The sequence below is a fragment of the Ruegeria sp. AF8 genome (assembly GCF_056541825.1).
In genome coordinates this window covers 1-6,159 of record NZ_JBQFYW010000046.1, presented here as the reverse complement: position 1 = coordinate 6,159, position 6,159 = coordinate 1, and the positions used below count along the sequence as shown (strand labels likewise).

Annotated in this window: 7 protein-coding genes and 1 pseudogene; 3 read left to right on the top strand and 5 right to left on the bottom strand. The window is 59.7% G+C overall.

Annotated elements, in window-relative coordinates:
• The 5 genes and pseudogenes from ACR0AO_RS25015 to ACR0AO_RS24995 all read right to left on the bottom strand — a co-directional run.
• Positions 1–91 (bottom strand): annotated as a pseudogene (locus tag ACR0AO_RS25015) (electron transfer flavoprotein subunit beta/FixA family protein); the annotation flags it as partial.
• A 244-nt stretch (positions 92–335) separates the two neighbouring features.
• Positions 336–908 carry a cob(I)yrinic acid a,c-diamide adenosyltransferase gene (locus ACR0AO_RS25010; protein ID WP_480609621.1) on the bottom strand — a complete coding sequence of 191 codons (573 nt, stop codon included), beginning with the start codon at positions 906–908 and terminating at the stop codon, positions 336–338.
• A gap of 4 nt (positions 909–912) precedes the next feature.
• The gene (locus ACR0AO_RS25005) at positions 913–1,113 is read right to left on the bottom strand and encodes a twin transmembrane helix small protein (protein WP_480609617.1); all 201 of its coding nucleotides are present in this window, start codon (positions 1,111–1,113) and stop codon (positions 913–915) included.
• A gap of 79 nt (positions 1,114–1,192) precedes the next feature.
• Positions 1,193–2,020 carry an SDR family NAD(P)-dependent oxidoreductase gene (locus ACR0AO_RS25000; protein WP_480609614.1) on the bottom strand — a complete coding sequence of 276 codons (828 nt, stop codon included), beginning with the start codon at positions 2,018–2,020 and terminating at the stop codon, positions 1,193–1,195.
• A gap of 68 nt (positions 2,021–2,088) precedes the next feature.
• Complete coding sequence (locus tag ACR0AO_RS24995; protein WP_480609611.1) at positions 2,089–2,721, bottom strand: SH3 domain-containing protein; 633 nt, start codon at positions 2,719–2,721, stop codon at positions 2,089–2,091.
• A gap of 199 nt (positions 2,722–2,920) precedes the next feature.
• On the opposite strand from ACR0AO_RS24995, the gene ACR0AO_RS24990 reads away from it, so the two are divergent.
• From ACR0AO_RS24990 to ACR0AO_RS24980, 3 genes are all read left to right on the top strand, one after another.
• Positions 2,921–5,269, top strand: coding sequence for a DNA topoisomerase IV subunit A (locus tag ACR0AO_RS24990; protein ID WP_480609608.1), 2,349 nt, complete (start codon positions 2,921–2,923; stop codon positions 5,267–5,269).
• A 99-nt stretch (positions 5,270–5,368) separates the two neighbouring features.
• Entirely contained in the window at positions 5,369–5,947 is a 579-nt protein-coding gene (locus tag ACR0AO_RS24985) for a hypothetical protein (RefSeq protein ID WP_480609605.1), read from the top strand.
• Between the two features lie 122 nt (positions 5,948–6,069).
• Positions 6,070–6,159, top strand: a 90-nt coding sequence (locus ACR0AO_RS24980; RefSeq protein ID WP_036223564.1) for a GTP-binding protein, incomplete at its 3' end; no start/stop codon positions are given.

Below are 6,159 nucleotides of genomic sequence, written 5' to 3'. Positions count from 1 at the left end.
CATTGGCGAGATCAACTCCGCTCCCGTCCGCCTTCACGCGAACCTTCACGTTATAGTCAATCACGCGCTTGACAGGCACAAGTACCTTCATTTTTGCGTATGCTCCTTACAAAAACGGCAAGCCGCGTCGCGACTCCACCAATGCTCTCGTCGCGTTAGATAGCGAGTTGTGGCCGGTCGCGACAGAGCAAAATCGTCACGTCTTGGTCCTGAGACGTCGCGTTTCGTAGATTCGCGGCGACAGATTCCGGTAAAACCACTTTCCAGAGCCGCATTTGCGTCAGCGGTTTGCGTATTTCCAGTTGCCGCCGCGTCCATTGAACGCGACGCCGCTTTCAGCGGTTCGCGCCCGGAACCCACAAAACATCGTCCTTGCCGCCGTTGTTGGCAACGCGCGCGGCGACGAAGAACCAGTCGCTGAGACGGTTGAGGTATTTCACGGCAGCCTCATTCACCGGCTCGGCGTTCGCCAGTTCCACCGACAGCCTCTCGGCGCGGCGCGCGACGGTGCGGCAGACGTGCAGCTGCGCGGCCAGACGCGTGCCGCCGGGCAGGATGAAGCTGCGCAAGGGTTCCAGACCCACATTCATCGCGTCGATTTCGGTCTCGAGCCGCTCGACCTGACTTGGGGCAAGACGCAGGGGCGGGTATTCGGCCTCGGCATCCTTGTCCATGTGAGGACGGCAGAGGTCGGCGCCCAGATCGAACAGGTCGTTCTGAATGCGCGACAGGGCGGCGTCGCTGTCGCCTTCGGCCTCGAGCCGGGCCACGCCAACGCAGGCGTTCAACTCGTCCACCGTGCCGTAAGCCGCGACTCGACCCGAATATTTGACGACCCGCTCGCCGTTGCCGAGAGCGGTTTTGCCGCCGTCGCCGGTGCGGGTGTATATCTTGTTCAGGACGACCATCTGGTTATCCCCCCTGTCCGCGCAGATAGACGTAGAGAACGATCAGGACCACCGCGATGAACTGGAACAGGATGCGCAGGCGCATCATCTTGTTGCTTTTCATGGCGGCCTCAGCACCGCTTTTGCCAAAGTTGGCGATGCCAAGGATCAGAACGACGACGACCGCCGCCATCGCCAAAAGCAAAATCACCATCAGAATGTCCATGAAACCCCCATGCGCGTTTGAGGTTGCGTTCGGCTTGGTCTAGCGGTGTTGCGGCGAAAAGCGAACCGGTAATTTTGCCTCAGACGCGGGAAAGGATGCGGTCGACCGCCCCGCTCGGCAGAACCCGGCGCAGATATCCCGCGATATAGGTGGGTGTCGTCACATAGTAGCGCGAGCGGGGGCGTTTCGCGCTGACCGCATGGGCCAGTTTCGCGGTCACGGCCGAGGCGGGAAGCTCGAAGCGGTCCTGCCCGCTGCCCTCGTAAAGCCTTTTGAGCAAAGAGTTTTCGTATTTGTCGCGCAGAGCCGAACCTTCCCAGTCGATGAAGCGTTCGAAGATCGGAATCGCCTTTTCGCGCAGCTTCGAGGTGATCGGTCCGGGTTCGATCAGAATCACCCTGATATCGGTGTCACGCAGTTCCAACCGCAATGTGTCGCTCAGCCCTTCGACGGCGTATTTGGTGGCGACATAGGCGCCGCGCCACGGAAAGGCGACGAGGCCCAGCACTGAGGAGTTCTGAACGATTCGTCCATGCCCCTGCGCCCGCATCACCGGGATCACCTGCCGGGTCAACTCGTGCCAGCCAAAAACATTGGTCTCGAAAATGTGGCGCAGACCGTCGAGCGGAACATCCTCGACCGCGCCGGGCAGGCCGTGCGCGCCATTGTTGAACAGCGCATCCAGTGTGCCACCGGTGGCTTCGAGCACCTGTTCCAGTCCGGTGCGGATACTGTCGGCGTCGGTATAGTCGATTCGCGGGCTGTCAAATCCCTGTGCGCGCAGCCGGTCGCAATCCCGCTGCTGCCTGCACGAGGCGAACACGCGCCAGCCCTTCGCGCGCATTCCGTGTGCCGCGTCCAGCCCGATACCGGAAGAGCATCCCGTGATGAGAATGGATTTCTGCATGGCGATCCCAAAGATGAACCTTGCCCATAGCTATTGCGAGGTTCCCTGCGGGGCAATGCCGTCTGACGTCAGTTTGAACTTTTGCTGACCAGCGAGGCCGAAATCCAGCCTACATGTTGCTCGGGCAACACGCGCAGGCGCAGCCAGCCGGTGCCCGAGTCGTCCAGAACCTCGACCTGATGGCCGATCTTGAGGCGCGAGACCACCGGATAGATGGTTCCCGGCCCGCTGCGCATGTTCACGCGGGTTCCGGTGACTTCGCGGATATCGCGGGAGGGCTCTGCCGCTTCCGCAGGCGGAGCTGCTTCGGGTTGGGCCGGCGTCGTGTCTTGTTGCAATCCAGCTATGCCATCCTGCAGGGACGCAAGGGTTATGGTGGCATCCTGAGGTTGGAACAGAGATCCATTTGCGGAAACTCCAAACGAGGCCTGTGACAGAATCGCCTGCGAGTCCCCGGCCGTGAGAGTGATTTCGCTATCTTGCGGGGCCTGAACGGTCTTGACCTGACTTGGTGCCGCCTTGGTCACCAGTTCCTCGGCATTTATCGGAAATACCAGCGATTTGGGTTCGGCCACCTCGGTCATCGCTGTGCGTTCGGGCGCTGGCACCCGCACGCCGCGCGGCTCGAAATCGGCCCCGCCACTCATTTCATAGAAGGCCCAGCCCAGAAAGGCGAAAGTCAGAACAATAAGGCGCGTCATGGCGCATCCCCCGAAAATCGTTAAAGCAACAAATTGCAGTGAGTCTATGGACGAAATTCTAGCATAAATTCGCGTTTGAGTCGAAAAACGGGGAAAATCCGACTGTTACCTCCCCCTTGTTGCAAATGGCCGACTTGTCCCCAGCAAATTATGCTCAGCTCGCTTTACCAGCGTGGCTTTGCGTCGTATCACATCATCTATGAACGATATCGTAGACGACCCCAATATGGAGACCCCCGAAGGCGGGTCTGAGGTAGCGGAACCGCTACGCCGCGCGATTGGCGAGCGCTATCTGACCTATGCGCTGTCCACCATCATGCACCGCGCATTGCCCGATGCGCGCGACGGGCTGAAGCCGGTGCATCGGCGAATCCTTTACGCGATGCACAGGTTACGGCTTTCCCCGACGGGAGGCTTTTTGAAGTCCGCCAAGATCAGCGGCGATACCATGGGGGATTTCCACCCGCACGGAAACCAAGCGATCTACGACGCAATGGCGCGTCTGGCGCAGGATTTTAACGTTCGTTACCCGCTTGTCGACGGGCAGGGGAATTTTGGCAACATTGATGGCGACAATCCTGCTGCCGAGCGTTACACCGAAGCACGCATGACCGAAGCCGCAGAGGCGCTGTTGGAAGGAATGGCGGAGGATGCCGTCGATTTTCGCCCCAACTATGATGGTCGATTGGAAGAGCCGTCTGTCCTACCCGCGCAGTTCCCGAACCTGCTGGCCAATGGTGCCAGCGGCATTGCGGTGGGTATGGCGACGAACATCCCGCCGCATAATATCGCCGAGCTGTGTGACGCCTGTCTGCATCTGATCAAGACGCCGGATGCGCGCGATGACACGTTGCTGAACTATGTGCCCGGTCCGGATTTTCCGACCGGCGGCGTGATCGTTGAGCCGGCCGAGAATATTGCGCAAGCCTATCGCACCGGGCGCGGCTCGTTCCGTCTGCGCTGCAAATACGAGGTCGAGGATCTGGGCCGCGGCCAGTGGCAGATCATCGTCACCGAGATTCCCTATCAAGTTCAGAAATCCAAGCTGATCGAAAAGATCGCTGAACTGATCCAGACCAAGAAAATCCCGATCCTCGCCGATGTGCGCGATGAATCCGCCGATGACATACGGCTGATTCTCGAGCCGCGTTCCAAGAACGTGGACCCCGAGGTGCTGATGGGGATGCTCTATCGCAACTCGGACCTAGAGGTGCGGTTCAGCCTGAACATGAACGTGCTGATCGACGGGGTGACGCCCAAAGTCTGTTCGATGAAGGAAGTGCTGCGCGCTTTCCTCGATCACCGGCAAGAGGTGCTGATCCGCCGCTCGCGCCACCGTCTGGGCAAGATCGATCACCGGCTGGAAGTGTTGGAAGGCTTTATCGTCGCCTTCCTGAACCTCGACCGTGTGATCGACATCATTCGCTACGACGACGACCCCAAAGCCGCGCTGATGCGCGAAGACTGGGGCATCGACCACGTCCGCGCCACCAGCGAGGCCGATTATGTTTCGCCCAAGCCGGGAGAAGGCGAGCTGTCCGAAGTTCAGGTCGACGCGATCCTCAACATGCGCCTGCGATCCTTGCGCCGTCTGGAAGAGATGGAGTTGGTCCGCGAGCGCGATGAGCTGATGCTGGAACGCGCCAATCTTGAGGACCTTCTGGCCGATGAAAGCTTGCAATGGGCCAGGATCGCCGATCAGTTGAAAGAAACCAAAAAGACCTTTGGCAAGGACTACGAGGGCGGTGCCCGCCGCACCCGTTTTGCCGAGGCGGGCGAGGTCGAAGAGGTGCCGCTTGAGGCGATGATCGACCGCGAGCCGATCACGGTCGTCTGCTCTCAGATGGGCTGGATCCGCGCCATGACCGGCCACATAGACCTGAACCGGGAACTGAAGTTCAAGGACGGCGACGGCCCGCGTTTCATCTTCCACGCTGAGACGACTGACCGCTTGCTGGTCTTTGCCTCGAATGGACGGTTTTACACGGTCAGCGCCGCCAACCTGCCCGGTGGGCGCGGTATGGGCGAACCGCTGCGCCTGATGGTCGACCTGCCAAACGAGGCGCAGATCATCGACATCCTGATCCACAAACCCGGGCGCAAGCTTTTGGTTGCCTCGGACGCGGGCAATGGATTCATGGTGCCCGAGGAGGACGTGCTGGCCCAGACCCGCAACGGCAAGCAGGTGCTAAACGTCAAGAGTGACGAGACCGCGATGATTTGCAAACCGGTCGCGGGCGATCATGTGGCCGTGGTCTCACAAAATGGCAAGTTCCTGGTCTTCCCCGTCGGTGAACTGCCCGAGATGACGCGAGGCAAGGGCGTACGGTTGCAGAAATACAATATGGCGCGCGGGCGTCAGGGAACGCTGGAATTGGATGGAGGCTTGTCCGACATCACCACCTTCAACTGGGAAGAGGGTTTGAAATGGTCGATGGGCGGCGACAAGACCCGGCATGAACCCGACTTGACTCAATGGCTGTCGAAACGTGCCAGTGTGGGCAAAAAGCCTCCTTATGGTTTCCCTCGCAACTACAAGTTCTCCTGATCTGTGGCGGAGGGCAGAGAAATCCTGCTGATACGGCTTGGCATAGGTCGTTCCGGTACGATACATTCCTTGAATCCGAGGACTATCGAGAAGACACCAATGATCCGCATCCTAACCCTTGCCGCCGGCTTGGCCGTGCTTGGCGCTTGTACCGAAACGCTAGTGGATGAAGCGCCCGAAGAACTGGGCGAGTTCAAGCTGCGGGTCAACTATGCCTTTGCCGACAAGGCGGTGCAGGGCCCGGTTTCGCGTGACGCCACACCCAAGGAATGGTCCGATGCGATCCAGAAAGCGGTCGATATCCGGTTGGGTCGTTATGAGGGGACACAGGAATACGACATCGGCATCAGCCTGGAAGGCTACATGCTGGCGCCGCCCGGTGTGCCGGTCATCTATAACCCCAAAAGCACGGCCATCGTGCTGGTGAACGTATACGATGTCGGCAAGGGCGAGTATCTCGCCAAGGCACATCAGATGCAGGTTCTCGAAGACACCACCAGCGAAAGCGCCCTGGTGGGGTCGGGGAATGCCCGCACCAAGGAAGAGCAACTGAGCGGGCTGGCGCTGAAAGTGGCCGACCGGGTGGAAGAGTGGTTCGCCGACGAGCACCGCAAGAATGGCTGGTTCGACACTCGGCCCGAACCAGTCGATACGGATGTGTCGGACGAGGCGGGATAAAACCGGGTTTGCCCGTGTTTCTTGCAGGATGTGCTTGATTTTCCCCTTTGAACCAAATATTCCGCGCGCGCAGAGGAAACCGGGACCAAGGGTCCCCCAAACCACAAAAGGGCGCCTGAGGAATGGCAAAGGAAAAGTTTGAGCGTAATAAACCGCATGTCAACATCGGCACGATTGGCCACGTTGACCACGGCAAGACGACGCTGACCGCG